This window comes from Paenibacillus sp. 01L418, from assembly GCF_056400045.1.
In genome coordinates, this window is sequence record NZ_JBFTSN010000105.1 from 1 (window position 1) to 17,567 (window position 17,567).

Annotated in this window: 17 protein-coding genes; 5 read left to right on the forward strand and 12 right to left on the reverse strand. The window is 43.0% G+C overall.

Features of this window, described 5'->3' with window-relative positions; translation table 11 throughout:
* Positions 1-59 precede the first annotated feature (59 nt).
* Together spoIIM and AC1DSE_RS15010 are read right to left on the reverse strand one after the other, a co-directional pair.
* Entirely contained in the window at positions 60-680 is a 621-nt protein-coding gene (spoIIM, locus tag AC1DSE_RS15005; RefSeq protein ID WP_339203331.1) for a stage II sporulation protein M, read from the reverse strand.
* A 1,946-nt stretch (positions 681-2,626) separates the two neighbouring features.
* Entirely contained in the window at positions 2,627-3,196 is a 570-nt protein-coding gene (locus AC1DSE_RS15010; RefSeq protein ID WP_430058061.1) for an NUDIX hydrolase, read from the reverse strand.
* Between the two features lie 90 nt (positions 3,197-3,286).
* On the opposite strand from AC1DSE_RS15010, the gene mciZ reads away from it, so the two are divergent.
* Positions 3,287-3,451 carry a Z-ring formation inhibitor MciZ gene (gene mciZ / locus AC1DSE_RS15015; protein ID WP_339203333.1) on the forward strand — a complete coding sequence of 55 codons (165 nt, stop codon included), beginning with the start codon at positions 3,287-3,289 and terminating at the stop codon, positions 3,449-3,451.
* 137 nt (positions 3,452-3,588) lie between these two features.
* On the opposite strand, the gene AC1DSE_RS15020 is transcribed toward mciZ, so the two are convergent.
* Positions 3,589-4,722: a M20/M25/M40 family metallo-hydrolase gene (locus AC1DSE_RS15020; RefSeq protein WP_477527838.1), complete on the reverse strand. Its 1,134-nt coding sequence runs from the start codon at positions 4,720-4,722 to the stop codon at positions 3,589-3,591.
* Positions 4,723-4,818: 96 nt separating this feature from the next.
* Between AC1DSE_RS15020 and prli42 the strand changes: the two genes are divergently transcribed.
* On the forward strand, positions 4,819-4,920 hold the full coding sequence (gene prli42 / locus AC1DSE_RS15025; RefSeq protein ID WP_161807522.1) for a stressosome-associated protein Prli42: 102 nt from the start codon (positions 4,819-4,821) through the stop codon (positions 4,918-4,920).
* Here the strand turns inward: prli42 and lipB are convergent.
* The 5 genes from lipB to lpdA form a co-directional block, all read right to left on the reverse strand.
* Positions 4,906-5,613: a lipoyl(octanoyl) transferase LipB gene (lipB, locus tag AC1DSE_RS15030; protein ID WP_339203337.1), complete on the reverse strand. Its 708-nt coding sequence runs from the start codon at positions 5,611-5,613 to the stop codon at positions 4,906-4,908. The genes prli42 and lipB overlap by 15 nt on opposite strands.
* 17 nt (positions 5,614-5,630) lie before the next feature.
* Positions 5,631-6,953, reverse strand: a complete 1,323-nt coding sequence (locus AC1DSE_RS15035; protein WP_477510523.1) for a dihydrolipoamide acetyltransferase family protein — start codon at positions 6,951-6,953, stop codon at positions 5,631-5,633.
* A 110-nt stretch (positions 6,954-7,063) separates the two neighbouring features.
* Complete coding sequence (locus AC1DSE_RS15040) at positions 7,064-8,047, reverse strand: alpha-ketoacid dehydrogenase subunit beta (protein ID WP_076267031.1); 984 nt, start codon at positions 8,045-8,047, stop codon at positions 7,064-7,066.
* On the reverse strand, positions 8,047-9,081 hold the full coding sequence (locus tag AC1DSE_RS15045; RefSeq protein WP_430057921.1) for a thiamine pyrophosphate-dependent dehydrogenase E1 component subunit alpha: 1,035 nt from the start codon (positions 9,079-9,081) through the stop codon (positions 8,047-8,049). The genes AC1DSE_RS15040 and AC1DSE_RS15045 overlap by 1 nt, the downstream gene beginning before the upstream one ends.
* A gap of 96 nt (positions 9,082-9,177) precedes the next feature.
* The gene (lpdA, locus tag AC1DSE_RS15050; RefSeq protein WP_430057922.1) at positions 9,178-10,605 is read right to left on the reverse strand and encodes a dihydrolipoyl dehydrogenase; all 1,428 of its coding nucleotides are present in this window, start codon (positions 10,603-10,605) and stop codon (positions 9,178-9,180) included.
* Between the two features lie 216 nt (positions 10,606-10,821).
* Here lpdA and AC1DSE_RS15055 point away from each other — a divergent pair, with 216 nt between their 5' ends.
* Positions 10,822-11,115 (forward strand): DUF2627 domain-containing protein, encoded by a 294-nt coding sequence (locus tag AC1DSE_RS15055; RefSeq protein ID WP_054024305.1) that lies wholly within the window; start codon positions 10,822-10,824, stop codon positions 11,113-11,115.
* 91 nt (positions 11,116-11,206) lie between these two features.
* Here AC1DSE_RS15055 and coaD read toward each other — a convergent pair whose 3' ends face one another.
* Positions 11,207-11,689: a pantetheine-phosphate adenylyltransferase gene (coaD, locus tag AC1DSE_RS15060; protein WP_076267027.1), complete on the reverse strand. Its 483-nt coding sequence runs from the start codon at positions 11,687-11,689 to the stop codon at positions 11,207-11,209.
* 136 nt (positions 11,690-11,825) lie between these two features.
* Here coaD and AC1DSE_RS15065 point away from each other — a divergent pair, with 136 nt between their 5' ends.
* A complete protein-coding gene (locus AC1DSE_RS15065) occupies positions 11,826-11,993 on the forward strand; it encodes a mechanosensitive ion channel protein MscL (RefSeq protein WP_144376707.1) in 168 nt (55 codons plus the stop codon).
* A 289-nt stretch (positions 11,994-12,282) separates the two neighbouring features.
* Entirely contained in the window at positions 12,283-13,503 is a 1,221-nt protein-coding gene (locus AC1DSE_RS15070) for a GNAT family N-acetyltransferase (protein WP_076267026.1), read from the forward strand.
* A 756-nt stretch (positions 13,504-14,259) separates the two neighbouring features.
* Here AC1DSE_RS15070 and spo0A read toward each other — a convergent pair.
* The 3 genes from spo0A to AC1DSE_RS15085 form a co-directional block, all read right to left on the reverse strand.
* A complete protein-coding gene (gene spo0A, locus AC1DSE_RS15075; protein WP_076266965.1) occupies positions 14,260-15,072 on the reverse strand; it encodes a sporulation transcription factor Spo0A in 813 nt (270 codons plus the stop codon).
* 297 nt (positions 15,073-15,369) lie between these two features.
* Complete coding sequence (spoIVB, locus tag AC1DSE_RS15080; RefSeq protein WP_477510521.1) at positions 15,370-16,698, reverse strand: SpoIVB peptidase; 1,329 nt, start codon at positions 16,696-16,698, stop codon at positions 15,370-15,372.
* Between the two features lie 123 nt (positions 16,699-16,821).
* Positions 16,822-17,567 (reverse strand): DNA repair protein RecN (locus tag AC1DSE_RS15085; protein WP_477527839.1); only part of this gene is annotated, 746 nt, incomplete at its 5' end.

The window sequence follows — 17,567 nt, forward strand, 5'->3', positions numbered from 1 at the left end:
CAGGAAAGGTTTCCTCTCATTATAGGGGCTAACATGCCGTAAAGTCAAACATTTTGGTGTCAGATTGTGGCGCTAACGGACGCGAGAAGGGGCGAAACCCAACTGATTAATGTTGGTGAAATATAAGCCTCTAACAAAGCTGCTCCTGCAAAAAGAAATAGCATCAGCACAGCTGTTGATGTAAACGAGCCCAGCTCAGGCGCAAGTTCCCCCTTTTGCCGGAGGAGCCTATTTTTGATAACGAACATGGAGAAGGATATTGCAGCAGCACTCATGATAACCATTGCCGGTATTGCAATAATATTCTGTGGCGCGATGGAGACCAGCGAAAACAGTACTCCCTTCCACGCATATTGATTGATCAGCGTCCCTACCGAAAACCCAACTAATGCCCCTTTCAAGAAATTAAGCGCAAGCACTCCCGGTATGCCAATCACCGTAATTCCGAGCAGCCATAGTACAAGCAGCCACTTGCTATGGAAAAAAAACCGATCCCAAAACGAATCCGCAGCTCCAGAACCGATGCCCTGATTGATCAGTTGAACATATTGATCTACATCTTGAGCTAGATCCTGCTGCTGCTCCAACGTCAGTGCATTGACCATCAATGCGCCGAAGATGACACCTACGATAAAAAGTACCGACACAAAAACGTATAACGACAATTGATTTTTGGCCATGGTCACCGGACCTTTCGGAGTTGTTTGACCCCGCCCTAAGATTAGGGCCTTACTTTTAGTTAGACTGCTACTTACTCAAAAGTTTTTCGAACCCACCCAAACCCTCCCTTCCAAGGGAGGGCTCCAAGGGTTGCACCCTCTGGACACCTGCAATTCGACTAACGTTGGCGATACTCTGAGTGGGTATGCTTGGTTTACAGTGGAGCGCTTTCGTCCCTGCGGGACACGCTGGAAGCTTGTGATTGCATTGCATGCTGCTCAATTCTCGTTTTGAGCTATTTCAAAACTTTTAATGCCTTCTAACAACTTTTAAATCCTTTTAAAATCTTTTTAAAATTATTTTAAAGAAAAGCAGTAATGACTTTTTAGCATTAGCTTTTTAAGTTAAATGCTTTCGAACCCACCCAAACCCTCCCTTCCAAGGGAGGGCCCCAAGGGTTGCACCCTCTGGAACCCCGCAATTTGACTAACGTTAGCGATAATCTGAGTGGGTATGCTTGGTTTACAGTTGAGCGCTTTCGTCCCTGCAGGACACGCTAGAAGCTTGTGATTGCATTGCATGCTGCTCAATTCTCGTTTTGAGCTGCTTCGTAACCTTTAGAACCTTTAAAAAGTTTAGTAGCAATGATTTGTCGCATACTTTTTTTTTAGATTTTAGTTAGAACCCTTACAAACACACCCTTCCAGGGAAGAGCTTCAGGTTGCACCCGCAGGTCACCAGTAACTCGACAAACGTTGGCGATACTCTGTGATGGAACATATGATTTAAGTTAGAGCGCTTTCGTCCTTACTAGACACACTTGGAGATTGTCAGTTTCATTAGTTAGTTATTTAGTTTAGTTACAAACATATAGCCATATAGTAGAAAATTTAAAGGAATTTCAATATTATTGAAAACCAAGTTTCAATTTTGGGTGTTTTTTTATAATTTGCGCTGATTATAACAATATAAATTTATGCTTCTAGAAATTGAGATCGATCAATGAATAGATTAGTTTAAAACAATAAAAATCCACCGCTCTAGATGCTAACGGACATTAGATACCCTATTTAGCTATTTTTCACCTTTTTTCTGATCTTACGGACATAGGATCTCTTATTTAGGTTTGAAAGCTTCGATTATGCTCCTTTTCATCCAAATAACGGAACTCATGTCCGTTAGTAGTTTGTTTTAGTAGATTTCTTTACATATAACGGCTTTCATGTCCGTTAAGAGCGCATTTCACGACGCAAAAGCAACCTTGATATACACAATGAACCTTGCAGGGCTAAATACGAGAAGTGCGTCCCCAAAAGTAAATGAACCACCGCAAACCAAAAAACTAACACTCAAAAAAAAATATAAGAGCAGTTAAATACAAAAAAACAATAAGCAAAATTAGAAATATACAGCTTACGGTTCTAGAGTTCTGCAGTTCTGCAGTTCTGCAGTTCTACAGTTCTAAAATTCTAAAGTTATAGAGTTCTAGAGTTCTAGAGTTGTTGAGTTGTTGAGTTGTTGAGTTGTTGAGTTGTTGAGTTGTTGAGTTGTTGAGTTGTTGAGTTGTTGAGTTCTTGAGTTCTTGAGTTCTTGAGTTCTTGAGTTCTTGAGTTCTAGAGTTTTAGAGTTCTGCAGTTCTAGAGTTTACAGAGTTACAATTGTACAAATTTAAAGATTTAAAGATCTACAATCCACAAATCTAACGTCCCGGAACTCCAGAGATTCACTGCTCTATAGCTCTATAGATCTACCGTTCCAGATTTCCAGAGTTCCATAGCTCTACTGTTCTAAAGATCTGCATCTCTGCTTCTCTACAGCTCCACGAATGTACATCTCTACGGTTACACAACTCTACATTCCTATAAATTTAAAAAATCACAAAATTACCCAAGGGGTTGTCTTACTTTTCATTATATGAGGGGTTTGAGAGAGGTATGACGGGTATGTTGTGGGAAGACAGGGTCGGTTAGAACCGACCTGTCAAAGTGTATAGTTTCCAAGCGTAGACGGCTAGGATCGTTTTGGCGTCGCTAATACGGCCTTCTTGGATATAGGCTTCAGCTTGCTCGAGAGTGATGGCTTCGACCTTCAAGTCTTCATCGTCGTCAGGATTGATTACGCCCTGCTCCACTTTATCAGTGAAATAAATATATAGCTTCTCATCTGCAAACCCTGGTGATGTATAGAAAGCGCTTAGGAGAGTCAAATCATCAGAGCGGTAACCCGTCTCTTCTTCAAGCTCACGAGCTGCTGCTGTCATCGGGTCTTCGCCTGGATCAAGCTTGCCAGCAGGAATCTCGATTTGGAATTTTTCCAGCGGCTTGCGAAATTGCTCCACTACAAGCAGCTTTCCATCCAAAAGCGCCATAACTGCTGCTGCTCCCGGGTGTTTGACGATTTCTCTAGTTGCTGTTCTGCCGTCTGCAAGCGTGACGGTATCAACCTGCAGCGTAATCATTTTACCTTCAAAAATAGGCTCTGTCTTAATCGTTTCCTCACGCCACAACTCAGCTCTTTGCTGCTCTTCCACTCGTATTCGCTCCTTAAAATTGAATTTGATACTTTCGCATAACTTGTCCTGCCTCTGCATAACTATCATTATATCAAATCGACAGGGGAGATTAATATGAAACAATATGTTGCACTCAATCACTTGCGCTTAGTAGGAAAAGGCTGGGAAATAAAACATCAGCTCCGCAAGCTTTCTGCTTCATCCTTATCAAGAACACCCATGTCCGAATATACCAATGTCATCAGCGTACGCCGTGTTCCTTTGGAAAAAACGAATTAATCATGTCACGGACGCATGCACTTAGACAAAAACCCTCCTTCCGCGATCAGCCAAAACTGAGCCGCAGGATCGAAGGGCTTTCTGTCATTTTACGGAAAGGCCAAGCAAGCTATTGCTTCTTAAGACCTCCGCTAAAACTATTGTGCTTCAGACGCTTGTTTAATAATTTCAACGACAAGCTCAGTCGTTTTCACCAAATCATCAACCTTGATCTGTTCTTTCGTCGTATGAATATGCTCATAGCCAACAGCTAGATTGACTGTAGGAATGCCTAATCCATTAAAAATATTTGCATCGCTTCCCCCGCCAGAATGGAATGTACGCGGCGTACGGCCGATTGCTGTGATTGCTTTTTTGGCGAGCTGTACTACTGGATCTGCATCATCGTATTGATAAGCAGGATAAATGATTTCACTTTCAAGCTCTCCCCGTGCACCAAACTCTTCTGCAGCACTCTCAACCGCTTTTCGCATCGCAACAATCTGATTGTCCAGCTTATGCTGTACAATGCTTCTCGCCTCAGCATACAGCGTCACAAAATCACACACAATATTTGTAGCGCCGCCGCCTTCGAATCGGCCGATATTCGCCGTTGTTTCTTTATCTATACGTCCAAGCGGCATTCTTGCAATTGCTTTTGCAGCAACTTGAATGGCACTGATCCCATCCTCAGGATTAACGCCAGCATGTGCTGAACGACCATACATTTTGATCGTAACTTTCGCTYGTGTCGGCGCTGCTACTGCTATATCACCAACGGCACCATTCGAATCAAGCGCGTATCCAAACTTAGCTTCCAGCTTCGATGCATCCAGTGAGCGTGCGCCAAGTAGACCTGATTCTTCTCCTACCGTAATGACGAATTGAATACGCCCATGCGGAATGGACTGCTCCTTAACGACACGGATTGCTTCAAAAATGGCAGAAATGCCTGCTTTATCGTCAGCGCCCAGAATCGTTGTTCCATCACTTCTTATATAACCATCAGCGTCAAGCTGCGGCTTGATGCCAACACCAGGTGTTACTGTGTCCATATGGCATGTAAAAAAAATCGTTGGTGCTGATGCTGATGCTCCCTCTGCTTCCCATATTGCAAATAGATTCCCTGCRCCATGCCCGGTCTTAGCTGCTGCATCATCTTCGCTAATTTGCAAGCCAAGCGCTTCGAACTTTTGCTTTAGCACACGGCTTATTTCCTGCTCGTGTTTTGTTTCACTATCTATCTTCACCAATTCCATAAATTCATTCACTAAACGATCTTTTGTAATCATTAACGTTTCCTCCGTCCATAACTTTCGTATACAATAGAGTAAATGACAAGCTCATAGCAAGCTATGACGTTCCAAATCAAGAAAGGGGTTTTTCATATGCGCAGACAGCGATTGATTCGAATTGTTGCCATCGTTCTCGTATCGGCATTAGTTTTATCATCCTTGCTAGCTGGTCTTGGATCACTATTTCTTTACTAGATCCAATTCACATCTGAATTCTTTCACAAAATGAGGGAGCAATTGGTTCGCCGCTTCCTCAACCGATAAATCAAGCCCTGTTAAATCATTAAAGGATGTTACGCCGAATTGTTGGATGCCGCAAGGAATAATCCCGCTAAATCCTTCTTCGGCAATGCCAGATTTAATATTAAGAGCGAATCCATGACTCGTAATAAAGCCCCGCTGATGGCGGGCTTTATTAAATTTTACGCCTATGGCCGCTATTTTCAGATCACCGACCCATACTCCTGTATATTCCGGCTTTCTGCCCGCTTCTATACCATACTCGCTCAGCCAATTAATAATGACTTGCTCAAGGCTCCGCAAATAGGCATGCAAATTAAGACCTACTGCATCTAGATAAAGAAGTGGATAGCCGACCAGCTGGCCAGGGCCATGATAAGTAATATCCCCGCCACGGTCGATTTGATAAAAAGCGATACCTCGTTCCTTAAGCTCTGCCTCATCAAGCAGAAGGTGCTCAGGATGTTTGTCAGAACCCATCGTATACGTAGGCGGATGCTGAAGAAGGAGCAGCGACTGATTGCGCTCCTCCTTATCAATTTGCTTTATATATGTTTTTTGCAGCTCCCACGCTTCCGCGTAATCGAGCATGCCTATATATTGGGCATCCAGCCGTCTCAAGCTTTTTGCGTTATCCGCTTCAGCCATGATCGTGCTCCCCTTTTCTAATACAATTTGCTTTCTAGATTAAAGCTCTCTAGATTATCCTTCACACGCTGTAAGAAACGACCACAAATAACGCCGTCCAAAATCCGATGATCAAGTGACAAACATAAGTTAGCCATTGAACGAACAGCGATCATATCATTTATGACAACGGGACGCTTCACAATGGATTCAAACGTTAGAATGGCAGCCTGCGGATAGTTAATAATCGGATATGACAAAATGGAACCGAAGGAACCTGTATTGTTAACAGTAAACGTTCCGCCCTGCATATCAGACAGCGTCAGTTTACCTTCTCTCGTTTTACGAGCAAGCTCTTCAATTTCTTTCGCAAGACCGGCTACGTTTTTGTGATCAGCATTCTTGATAACAGGTGTAAGGACAGAATCCTCTGTACCAACCGCCAGTGCGATGTTGATATCCCGCTTCACAATGATTTTATCAACAGCCCACATGGAATTCATGATTGGCACATCTTTGATTGCATTAACGACAGCTTTGAGCAGGAATGCCAAATACGTTAAATTAATGCCTTCGCGCTTCATGAAATCATCCTTAAGCTTATTGCGCAGAAGAACAAGATTCGTTACATCTACTTCAATCATAGTCCATGCATGCGGTATTTCACTTACGCTTTGTCTCATGTTGCGAGCAATCGTATTCCGAATTGGCGTTACATCAATGAAGCTATCACCACGACCAGCTCCCGATGCTCCTTCCACTTCGATTTTTGGGAACCTTGGCGTTTCCGTCAAATGCAGACCAGAAGAACGAACCTGCGCAGCAGCATCTACAGTTCGGGCTGCAGGCACAGCAGCATTCCCGCTAGAGGCTTGATTGCCACCAGCTGCTACATAAGCAAGAACGTCTTTACGTGTGATACGTCCGCCTAAACCGGTTCCTGGAACATCAGTAAGACGAATAGAGTGTTCAGCTGCCAGCTGCTGTACAGCCGGTGAGAAACGATTGCGCATTGGAGCGTCTTGCAAATCTATTTCACTTACTTGTGTGGCAGTTGCCTCTTTTGGTGCAGCCGTCTGGGATTCCGCAGCCCCGATTCCGGCATCCTCAGCAGAACCTTCTGTTTCAATTATGCAGATTGGAGTGCCGACTGGAACGGTCTCCCCCTTGCCAACAAGGATACGAACAAGCTTGCCGGCTACAGTGGAAGGCAGTTCAGCATTCACTTTATCTGTAATAATCTCGCAGACAGGCTCGTAAACATCAACCCAATCGCCAGGCTGCTTCAGCCATTTATCGATGGTAGCTGATACAAGTGATTCTGCTAGTTGAGGCACGACGATTTCCGTCATAGTTTTCATAATTCACATCTCCCTACTGGCCGAGGCGTAAACGGCTACCGCCGTCCTTCGGCGGCGCAGCATACGTTTCGCGGTGACATATAAGCTTAGTACTTTAGACTTCTTATATTTTAATAAAGCGCTAGCTGTCGCATTGCTTCTTTAACTTTATCTTTGTTGAGCATAAAAAACTTCTCGCCCGGCGGGTTGATAGGCATCGCTGGCACGTCTGGTCCACATAGTCTCATAATCGGAGCATCAAGCTCATAAAGCAGCTCTTCTGCGATGATCGCTGAAACCTCAGCACCTACGCCGCCAGTCTTATTGTCCTCATGGATAATAAGCACCTTGCCTGTTTTTCTCACCGCTTCAAGAATGCCTTCTTTGTCCAGAGGCTGAAGCGTCCGTAGATCGAGAATATGAGCGCTAATGCCCTCCGTCGCTAGATCTGCTGCCGCCTGCTCCACAAAATGAAGAGGCAGACTATAACCGATAACCGTAATGTCATCGCCTTCGCGAAGAACATTCGCTTTACCAATAGGAACAATATAGTCCTCTTCTGGAACTTCATCCATAATGAGCTTGTAGCATTTTTTATTCTCAAAAAACAATACAGGGTCCGGATCACGCACAGCTGCTTTTAGAAGCCCTTTCGCATCGTATGCACGGTATGGAGCAACAATTTTCAGACCAGGTGTACCGAAAAATACCGACTCCGTACATTGTGAATGGTACAGTCCTCCAAAAACACCGCCGCCAATAGGAGCGCGAATTACGAGCGGGCAAGTCCAATCATTGTTCGAGCGATAACGGATTTTGGCCGCTTCGCTAATAATTTGATTGGTAGCCGGAAACATAAAATCTGAATACTGCATTTCAGCAATGGGCTTCATGCCATACATCGCTGCGCCGATTGCAACACCTGCAATGGCTGACTCTGCAAGCGGAGTATCAAGTACACGATCCTCGCCAAATTGCTCCAGCAATCCTTTGGTCGTTGTAAAGACGCCGCCTTTGAGACCAACATCCTCACCCAGAACGAAGACATCTTCGTCTCGTTCCATTTCTTCCTTCATCCCTTGGCGAATTGCATCAATATATTCAATAACTGCCATTATTCCGTACCTCCTTGATCAGCATCATCCGCATACACGTGCAGCAATGTAGATTCCGGCGTCGGGAACGGCGCTTTATCGCCATATTCAGTAGCCTCGTCAAGCATCTTGCGAATTTTGGCTTGAAGCTCTGTTTCAAGCTCCTCGGACCATATCTCGCAATCAATCAGATATTGCTTATATTTTGGGATGCCATCTTTCGCACGGTTGGAATCAACTTCTTCCTTCGTACGATAAGCGAGATCGTTATCTGAAGTAGAGTGTGGTGAAATACGGTACATCATTGCTTCAATCAATGTTGGACCTTCGCCTGCAATTGCGCGCTCACGCGCCTCCTTCACAACACGGTACATCTCAAGTGCATCGTTACCGTCAACCTGATATCCAGGGAAGCCATAACCAAGTGCACGATCGGCAACTGTACCTGCTAATTGCTTGTGAATCGGAACTGAAATTGCATATTGGTTATTTTCGCACATGAAAATAACAGGCAGCTTATGTACTCCAGCAAAGTTGCAGCCCTCATGGAAATCGCCTTGATTGCTCGAACCTTCACCAAATGTAACAAAGCTAACAAGAGGCTTGTTTTTCATTTTTGCCGCGAGCGCTATGCCTACTGCATGAGGAACCTGCGTTGTTACTGGACTTGAGCCCGTGACGATTCGCAGTTTCTTCGAGCCAAAGTGGCCAGGCATCTGGCGTCCGCCGCTATTTGGATCTTCCGCTTTGGCGAAAACCGACAGCAACAAATCACGCAGTGTCATACCAACAGAGAGCACGAAGCCATAGTCCCGATAATAAGGTAAAAAATAATCTGTTTCTCGATTAAGTGCATACGCCGCAGCAACTTGTGCTACCTCTTGTCCTACACCTGATACGTGAAAATTGATTTTCCCTGCACGCTGCAGCAGCAGCATACGCTCATCAAACTTGCGAGCAGTCACCATCGTTGCGTACATATCAATTGCTTGCTCATCGCTAAGCCCTAATTCCAAATGACGAACATTTTGCCCAGTAGAAGCAGATTGGGTCATAAGGTGTTCCTCCTTTTGCGCGCTATTATAACCTGGTACTAAGACTTGATCATATATATTATAACTCCAATTGAACCAAAAAGAAAACAGTCTTCATTAGAACGATATCGCTCTATCATCTACGGCAAGCATCGCTTCTCCCAGCGCCTCCGAAAGCGTCGGATGAGGATGGATCATTTGGCCAACTTCCCAAGGTGTTGCGTTCAGAATTCCAGCGAGTGCTGCTTCGGATATTAGATCCGTTGCATGAGCTCCAATCATATGAACACCAACAATATCGTTGGTCTTCCGATCAGCGATTACCTTGACGAATCCTTCTTTCTCTCCTAAAACAATAGCCTTGCCAATCGCTTGAAACGGAATTTTACCCGTCTTGATGTCATGCCCTTTCGCGCGTGCTCCATCCTCTGTCAAGCCGTAAGAAGCAATTTCCGGACGGGAATAGATGCACCTTGGTATCAAATGAGCCTCAATCGCAACGGGTTTCTCACCGCAAATATGCTCGGCTGCAATTATACCCTCATGCGCAGCAGCATGAGCGAGCTGAACACCGCCAATAACATCGCCAATGGCATAAATATGCGGCTCGCTCGTTTGACCGAACGCATTGACCTCGATCACACCGCCCGATGTGCGAACATCGGTATTTTCGAGACCCATGTTTTCCACATTCGCTTGGCGTCCTACGGATACCAATAGCTTTTCTGCAGTCAATATGACGTCACCGTCTTGCGTAGCTGCAACGATAGACACTTCACCGTTTTCGCCTTTGTATTGATCGGTCTGCAGTTGAACGCCAGTCAGCACACGTACACCGCGTCCACGCAGCACTCTTGTCAGCTCAGCTGAAACCTCTGTATCTTCACCAGGCAAAAGGCGGGAGCCCGCTTCTACCAAAATAACTTGAACGCCAAAATCATGCAGAAGTGAAGCCCATTCAACGCCGATAACCCCGCCGCCGACAATAATAACGGATTTAGGCAGTTTGTCCATAACTAGCGCTTCATCACTGGTCATTATATATTCGCCGTCTGGTGTTAAACCTGGCAATGTACGAGGACGAGATCCTGTAGCAATAATGAGATTAGTGGATACAACCGATTCCATTTCCCCATCAGGCAGCTCTACGGCCAATGAGCCACTTTTTGGAGAGAAGATTGAAGGACCAATGACTCTGCCCTTTCCTTGAATAATTTGAATGCCATTCTTTTTCATTAAGCTTTGAAGTCCACGATAGAGCTGCTCTACGGTTTGATCCTTACGTTCTTGTACTTTGCCATAGTTGAGCGATATCGCCCCATCTGCCACTTGGATGCCAAATGAGCTTGCTTCAAGCAGCGTTGAATATACCTCAGCGCTCCGGAGCAGCGATTTACTCGGAATACATCCTTTATGTAGGCATGTGCCGCCAAGCTTGTCCATTTCGATAATGGCAACCGATTTTCCTAGTTGTGCAGCACGAATGGCTGCTGTATAACCGCCAGGCCCGCCTCCGAGCACTGCTACATCTACCTGTATAGCCATAAAATCATTCCCTTCTAATAACCATAACTATATACTTTTTTTGCCTATTCATATAAATCTCTAAGATGCCCATTCGCATTGTAACATGTCATCCATCCCTATTGTACCTGTTTTTAATGACGAAAACATCGTCGTTTTACGAAATAGACACTCTACACGTAAAAAGGTATGATAGAGCTAACTGTATATTTTGACCGATAAGGAGACACTGTATTTATGAAATTAGTTGCTGCTCGCTTTATTGCTATCCTCATGCTCGTTATTCCAGGCTTACTTGCTTGCTTCGGTTTTCTGAAAATGAAAGATTCGGTATTCGTGTATTTCTCTGAATTCGGAAATGAAACCATTACGCCAGATTTTGAATGGCTCAAATTTTTACTTGGCTTTATCATGTTCGCTGCAGGTGCAGGTTTTATCGCGGGCTGGACTTTTTTTCGCGACCGCAAACGGAACTACGTTGCTCCTAGGTTCAAGCAGAAACGTCCTCGTCCGCCAAAGCCACAAAGCTAGTTTTATACAACAATCATAATTAAAACCGCTCATGTTCGGATCGTTTTGATCCTAGCTTGGCGGTTTTTTTTATGATGAATTTTAAAAAAAACTAGGTATAATCCACGTAATCAAGCATTTGCGCATACGCTTTTGGAACCATATACGAAGCTGCCAGCTCCGTCTTATCAGACATAAGAAACATTCTAACGAGTGAGCTGCTCGTTTGCATGTAATGCGTGTATGGAGATAAATAAATCGTATCCGCCAACGTAGTATTACGAATATATTGCTCAAGCTGCAGTTCATATTCTAGGTCAGTTGCATTTCTAATTCCCCGTATGACTACGTTAATATCATGCTCATTTATATAGTCAGCCACAATGCCTTCATAAGGAATAATATGGATTTTATCATCCTTTGGCACAGATAAAGCGACAAGCTCCGTACGCTGCTCTATCGTAAAATGATGTTTTTTTGATCGATTATTGGCGACTATAATATGAACCTCACTAAATAATTGAAAGGCTCTCTCTATAACGGACACATGYCCAAGTGTAATCGGGTCAAAACTTCCTGCGTAGACGGCTCTCATCCTGTCACCTCTCCTTGGATATTTTACATAGCGATGATGCTTTCCAAAAAAAATTACAATTGTCCGCATTTCAATTTATGATCTCATCATACAACAACACTATTATGAAATTAACCAAAAGAAAAGAGGTGCAATCATGAAAATAGTATTCGATGTTACCGTAGATGGAAAAGTAAAAGAGACAATCCAGCCACAAACGCAGCGCCTAAAAGAAATTCATAGCTTTATAAAAGCAGAATCGCATGGTTTAATCAAGAAATATGGCAGCAACGTTTATTTAAACCGCAGAGTTGTTTACAACTGAGGCATCCTTGATGGCCTTTTTTTTTGAAAAAAAATCCATTTTATATTCAATTTCCAACTCCTCCAACCTCGATACCTACTTAACACACATCCATGTCTGTTTTTGATTAATCAGATCAATTGTAGGACATCCTCAGCATATAGAAAACTTTTCACCATTCTCTAACAAACATTTTGAATCATCAAATTCGACCATGTGCTGCATTCCCTTCCGTTAGGGCTAATTTGTTTGCACTTCTAAGGGATGGTACACTACTTGGATATGTTTAAATAAATGGAGGTTGTCACCTATGAGTCGACGGAAATTGCATGACAGACTCAAGTTAAAAAAAATCGAAACCCAGCATGGCGAGCAGTTCAACAATTTATTGCGCTATGTTTTTCAAGTGACCAATCGCGATTTACAAACCTTCGGCTGGGAGAACAGAGAGATAGCAAAAGCAAAGCTTCCCGTACTTCAGTATGCCGATGTTCAAGGGTGGTTTGATGGCGATAAACTTATATCTCAGCTTGCTGTATATCCCTTTCAGGTAAACATCTACGGACATATTTATGAAATGGGTGGACTGACAGGTGTCGGAACCTATCCCGAATATGCCAATTTGGGCTTGATGAATAAGCTCATGCTGCTTGCCTTAAGCAAAATGCGTGAGCGGAAACAATCGATCTCTTACTTATACCCCTACTCAATTCCTTATTACAGACGTAAAGGCTGGGAGATCATTTCCGATAAAATTTCTTTTGAGGTTCCGGACACTCAGCTGCCTAAGCTGAAAAACGTGCCTGGTCATGTTGAACGTGTAACCATTGAACATCCGGACATCAAAACAATATATGAGCAATTTGCCCGCTTGCACCATGGTGCTATGCTGCGAAACGAGCTTGCTTGGGAAGAGTATTTGCGCTGGGATTTAGATGATATGACCGTAGCGATCTATTACGACAATAACGACTCACCTATGGGGTATTTGCTGTATTGGATTGCCGAAGAGATCTTTCACATGAAAGAAATGATCTATATTAACGAAGAGGCACGCACTGGATTATGGAACTTTGTCAGTGCCCATTTCTCAATGATTACGCTTGTAAAAGGGGATATCTATCAGGATGAGCCTCTTGCATTCATATTGGACGATGGGGATATTAAAGAAACCATTGCTCCTTATTACATGGCACGAATTGTAGATATCGTATTGTTCATCGAGCAGTATCCATTTGAAAAGCAAGAAAAGGAAAGCCGACTCGTTATCAATCTCCATGATCCTATGCTTGAATGGAATCAAGGAACCTTCACCCTAACGGTAGACACAAACGGAAAAGGCCATATGACCCATGGCGGCATCGCACCATCGGTAGTTATCGACATTCCCGCTTTAACGACGATGTTAATGGGTTACAAGCGGCCAACCTATCTTGCACGTATTGGCCGTATGCAAGCCGATGACGCATCCATTCGAAAACTGGAGCAATTGATTAATCAGGAGCGTCCGTATTTCTCTGATTATTTCTGAGAACAGGGTTAGTGATTTTAAATAAGCACCTATTTTCCTGAGGAGATGAGGTGCTTATTTTTCTTTTCCTTTTATCCGTTATGATAACTTTTTATGTGATACGACGTACGATGCAGCATCAATTACCAACCGTAACGAACCCCATAACTTTAATTGGCTTCATTTCTTAATAAATAAAATGTAACGAACTCTAGTTACCTTATTTCTTTTATTTGGTCTCTTTTATTGATCAAAAGTGACTAATAGCGTTGCTATGATTCGTTAAAATCTTTAAACATCTATTTCCGTAAACATAAGCTCTTTACGGTTCGTTAGAATCTTCATGAGGAGAAATCTGATAGATTGAGCCTTACTCACACAATAAATCCTTATTACTTCGTCATTCTCTCTTACGATCACCAACATGCTCAAAAATAGTTAACTAAAACCTTTATAAATATTTACGTATAATCTCCTTAACTGCATAACTCACATCATGTTCTATTTAGCTTTTTAAAATAACCCCTTAATATAAGATCATTCTTTAATACTCCAAATTTTTAATATAATAACAATTTAATATTTATTATAAATTTTGTCATGTAGCCCCACAAAAAAATCCACTCCTCTTATGGGGTTTAAAGCCCAATAAAGCAGTGGATTCAAATCATATCGAATTTAAGATGACCTAGTTGAAACGTATGAAGTCACACAATAACTAGATTACGGATAGTTATTAAAAAACGAGTTTTCCTTTAACGATTCTCCCTTCTACGTTCAGCTAACTTTATGCTCAATCCTCAGCTTATCAGCCACCATCGCGATGAACTCGCTATTAGTAGGCTTTGATTTGCTGATGTTGATCGTATAGCCAAACAGGTGAGAAATGCTGTCGATGTTGCCACGAGTCCAAGCCACTTCAATGGCATGGCGGATAGCGCGTTCAACGCGAGATGGCGTTGTTTTAAATTTTTCAGCAATGGCAGGATAAAGAGTTTTTGTGATGGCACCAAGAATTTCGATATTGTTATAAACCATCGTAATCGCTTCACGCAAGTACTGGTAACCTTTAATATGAGCAGGTACTCCGATTTCATGAATGATGCTCGTAATGTTGGCATCGAGGTTTTTCCCTTTAGGGATAGGAACGACGTTGGATTTCATTGAAGAGGAGCTAGTTGTGAAGCTGCCCGTTGAAGAGTAAGTTGGGTTCCCAACAAGCTGACGAATACGATTAGCTAAAATATCCATGTCAAACGGCTTCAAAATATAATAGGAAGCACCAAGCTGTACCGCTTTTTGAGTAATGTTCTCTTGGCCGAAAGCAGTCAGCATAATGATCTTGGGCATAGGAGATAGGTTAATTTCTTTCAACCGTTCAAGTACACCTAGTCCATCCAAATGAGGCATAATAATATCAAGGATAAGCACATCAGGAACTTTTCTTGCTTCCTCCAGATGTCTTAAAACCTCTTCTCCATTATACGCGACTCCACTCACACTCATATCACTTTGTTCGGATATGTATTCMGATAACAAGTTAGTAAATTCCCGGTTGTCATCTGCTAATAATACTTCGATCTTATGCAAGTTGTGGTCCTCCCTTAAATGATATTCATGATTTCGCTCACTAGTTGTCTAATCTAAAGTTTTCGACATGTGGAGTTCAATTCCTTCTGTCGAAAATTATTTTTCTTTATTTTTTTACGGGGATTCGATATAATAAAAAATTTATTACATGTACCGATGATGTTCGTTCTTCTTCGACAAATTTCATTGCTCATTTACCTATTGACGCGGTTTTTAGATAAATGGATTTAATTAAAAATAACGCCCGTCTAAGCTGCTATTCAGCTCAAGAGGGCGTTATTTTCTAATAGCAAGCCATTATGCAGCTTCGCCGATATGTCCGTTTGCCGACTTCAGCAGTACTCCTGCATCCTGCAGCATCCATTCGATAAAGCAGCCATATCCTGAAGAGGGATCATTAACGAATACATGAGTGACAGCTCCAACTAATTTGCCATCTTGAATGATCGGACTACCCGACATCCCTTGAACAATACCACCGGTTTTGCTTAACAATCTTTTGTCCGTTATCTTAATAACCAAACCTTTTGTCGCTGGACCAGATTGCTTTGATACATGCACAATTTCAATATCAAAGCGCTCAACCTTCTGTCCATTCACAACAGTCAAAATTTGCGCTGGCCCTTCCTTAACATCTTCAGCAAATGCGACAGGAACAGATTTATCACTGTAACTGTGAGTAGGAACTTCATTCATTTTGCCGAAAATGCCAAACGGAGTGTTTCGCTCAACATTGCCTAATATTTTGCTTTCTTTCACAAAATGCGCTCTTTTTTCTCCCGGCTCGCCATTTTGGCTTTTGTTAATGGACGTAACGCTGGACTGTAAAATCTGGCCTTCGCCAACATCAATCGGAGTTTGTGTGTCCATATCCGTGATAACATGGCCTAATGCACCATAAACACCCTGATCTGGTGCATAAAACGTTAATGTACCTACGCCGGCTGCTGAATCACGGATATATAAACCTAATCGCCATGCCTTATCTTCCGCATCATAAACTGGATTTAAAAGCGTCTTGCCTAATTGCCCATCTCGCTTATAGGTTACTTCAAGCGGCTTCTTCTCATTGCCAGCCTTCTCACTTAGCTCCGCAATCCTGTTTACTTGATTAATGCTTGTACCATCAATCTTCACAATTAAATCGCCTAAACGCAGTCCTGCGGCCTCACCAGGGGATTGTTTCATGCCGTTGCTGCCAGCTACCTGATGATGTCCTACAACTAAAATGCCCGATGATTTAACTTTGACTCCAATCGTTTGACCGCCTGGAATGACACGGAGATCAGGTACAACATTAACCTTTACAGTCTTGAATGGAATTTTACCAAATAATTTCACTTTCATTTTCGTTTGACCGCTTTGACTCGACTGCAGTGACAGTGGTTCATTCAAATTTACGGATAAAGAATGACTGGTTGATCCGTTAATCTGAAGCATTTGAGGGTCGACCGTTACTTCAGCATGAACGGGCACTCCATATTGTAAACGTTTCAGTTGCCCGGAGAATAAACGAAGTTCATTCGGGATTGCGGCAAAATGTTGAAACGGGGTGGAGCTTCCGATCATGCAAATGAAGAAAACGAGAACCAGGCCAAACCATCGCTTCCTTTGACTGGAGTTCAATGATTTCACGCTCCCTGTATTTCCATCGCATGACGAAGAAGGATAAGTCGCCAATGGCGTACCTTTAAGTTACCCTCACCCGTTCGTTTTATGTCCACAAAAACATTCCCTAATTGGCTTCCATTACGCTCCTTTCTGTCTATGTGCCAAATCAAGCATTTCTTGTGCATGATTCCGTGTTTTTTCCGTTACTTCCACTCCGCCAAGCATGCGTGCTAGTTCTTCGATACGTACCGCTTCAAGCAGTTCCGATACAGATGTAGATGTACGCGAACCAATGACTTGTTTTCTTATTTCATAATGATGATCTGCCATGCAAGCAACCTGAGGCAAATGCGTTATAGAGAATACTTGGCACTTCGATGCAAGCTGTGACATTTTCTCTGCGATAGCCTGAGCAGCACGTCCGCTGACGCCTGTATCGACCTCATCAAAAATAAGTACAGGAACTTGATCAATTTCTGCGAAAATGCTCTTAAGGGCGAGCATAATACGCGACATTTCTCCCCCAGAAGCAATCTTGCTTAACTGCTTCAACGGCTCTCCTGGGTTAGTAGAGAGCATAAAGATCGCTTCATCCATACCATTGCTATGCAAGCGAATCTGCTTTGTTTCACCCGCTCCTCCGACTGTCGTATCGATTTGCACACGAAACTTAGCCGCTGGCATTTGAAGCTGTCCTAGCTCATTCTCAATCGCTTCAGACAGCTTTGTCGCTGCATGCTCCCGAAGCTGTGACAATTCCTGTGCCAAAATCAGCGCTTGATCATAAAGCTTCATTTCCTCTGCTTTAAGCTCTTCAAGAAGTTGATCACGGTTCTCGATCTTGTCACGATCCACAATTGTCCTCTCTAAATAAGCAAGTATAT

Bases quoted from the DNA above. Each gene is read 5' to 3' on its own strand.
- AC1DSE_RS15045 (WP_430057921.1), bottom strand. From the start codon at position 9,081: ATGACCCAATCTGCTTCTACTGGGCAAAATGTTCGTCATTTGGAATTA.
- lpdA (WP_430057922.1), bottom strand. From the start codon at position 10,605: ATGGCTATACAGGTAGATGTAGCAGTGCTCGGAGGCGGGCCTGGCGGT.
- AC1DSE_RS15065 (WP_144376707.1), top strand. From the start codon at position 11,826: ATGAAAATAGTATTCGATGTTACCGTAGATGGAAAAGTAAAAGAGACA.
- lipB (WP_339203337.1), bottom strand. From the start codon at position 5,613: ATGGCTGAAGCGGATAACGCAAAAAGCTTGAGACGGCTGGATGCCCAA.
- AC1DSE_RS15035 (WP_477510523.1), bottom strand. From the start codon at position 6,953: ATGAAAACTATGACGGAAATCGTCGTGCCTCAACTAGCAGAATCACTT.
- AC1DSE_RS15040 (WP_076267031.1), bottom strand. From the start codon at position 8,047: ATGGCAGTTATTGAATATATTGATGCAATTCGCCAAGGGATGAAGGAA.
- spoIIM (WP_339203331.1), bottom strand. From the start codon at position 680: ATGGCCAAAAATCAATTGTCGTTATACGTTTTTGTGTCGGTACTTTTT.
- prli42 (WP_161807522.1), top strand. From the start codon at position 4,819: ATGCGCAGACAGCGATTGATTCGAATTGTTGCCATCGTTCTCGTATCG.
- mciZ (WP_339203333.1), top strand. From the start codon at position 3,287: ATGAAACAATATGTTGCACTCAATCACTTGCGCTTAGTAGGAAAAGGC.
- AC1DSE_RS15070 (WP_076267026.1), top strand. From the start codon at position 12,283: ATGAGTCGACGGAAATTGCATGACAGACTCAAGTTAAAAAAAATCGAA.
- AC1DSE_RS15055 (WP_054024305.1), top strand. From the start codon at position 10,822: ATGAAATTAGTTGCTGCTCGCTTTATTGCTATCCTCATGCTCGTTATT.